This window comes from Rhodococcus sp. BS-15 (assembly GCF_000813105.1).
In the GTDB taxonomy this organism is placed as follows: Bacteria; Actinomycetota; Actinomycetes; order Mycobacteriales; family Mycobacteriaceae; genus Rhodococcoides.
In genome coordinates this window covers 1-999 of sequence record NZ_BAOX01000572.1, presented here as the reverse complement: position 1 = coordinate 999, position 999 = coordinate 1, and the positions used below count along the sequence as shown (strand labels likewise).

Genomic DNA, 999 nt, shown 5'->3' with positions numbered 1-999 from the left:
CGAGAAAGACATGAGCAGGCCGAGAAGGAACGACGCGAACGGGAGCAGGAACGAGAGCGCGAGCAGGAGCAGGCGAGCCGAGCCGATGCAGGTAGCTCGGGTGATTGCGGTGGCGCAGGTGGCGCAGGTGGCTCGGGTGCCGCTGGGCCCGAACCTGCTGGGCCCGAACCTGTTCCATCGGGGCCGCCGCCGGTACCGGTGTCGGAGAACCCGGAGCTGAACCGTTTCGATGTTCATCCGTTGTCCGATGGCCGCTTCCAGCTCGGTGGCAACGTCGACCGGTTGCTGGCCGAGAAGTTGTTCACCGCGTTGTCGGGGTTGACCGCGCCGCGCCCGGGTACCGGTGGTGAGCGTGATCCGCGTGGTCCGTCGAAGCGGCGGGCCGATGCACTCGATCAGATCCTCGACCGGCACCTGAGCGGCAGCAGCCGCGGATCGTCGGGCGGGTCGCGGGCATCGGTGCACCTGGTCGTCCCGCTGCGGGAGTTGGTCACTCGCGGCGACAAGGACCGATCTGCATGCACACAAACGGGTTCGAGGTCCTCCGGTGCCGGCGGCAACTCACGAGCCGGTGATACCGATGCTGGTGCTGGCGGCGGTCACGACGTCAGCGAGAGTGCTGGTGCCGGCGACAACTCACGGACCAATGATGCCGACACGGGTCCCGACGCTGGCGGCGGTCACCGCCTCAGCGGGAGCAGTGTTGGTGCCGGCGGCAACTCACGAACCGACGATGCCGGGCAGAAGTCTGCGCCCGAGCCGGGCGATGCCGAGTGGCCGTTCCACTTCGACTGGGCCGGCCCGATCAGCCGCTCCCTCGCCGAGCTTCTCACCTGCGACGCCGACCTCACCCCCTGTCATCGTCGACCACCACGGCGTCCCGCTCGCCCTCGGCCGCACCACCCGACTCGCCAGCGACGACCAACGCATCGCCCTGACCATCCGCGACACCTGCTGCGTGATGTGCGGCCGCCCCGCACAGTGGTGCCAAGCCCACCA

General features: G+C 69.1%; 1 protein-coding gene and 1 pseudogene. One reads left to right on the top strand and one right to left on the bottom strand.

The window, feature by feature from the left end; genetic code table 11:
* Positions 1-198 precede the first annotated feature (198 nt).
* Positions 199-462, top strand: a pseudogene (locus RHBS_RS31305) (DUF222 domain-containing protein); the annotation flags it as partial.
* Positions 463-720: 258 nt separating this feature from the next.
* Here RHBS_RS31305 and RHBS_RS29900 read toward each other — a convergent pair.
* Positions 721-861, bottom strand: coding sequence for a hypothetical protein (locus tag RHBS_RS29900; RefSeq protein WP_236745428.1), 141 nt, complete (start codon positions 859-861; stop codon positions 721-723).
* Between the last annotated feature and the right edge of the window lie 138 nt (positions 862-999).

What these genes read in the sequence shown, in the direction of transcription:
- RHBS_RS29900 (WP_236745428.1), bottom strand. Translation starts at nt 861, where the DNA reads ATGACAGGGGGTGAGGTCGGCGTCGCAGGTGAGAAGCTCGGCGAGGGA.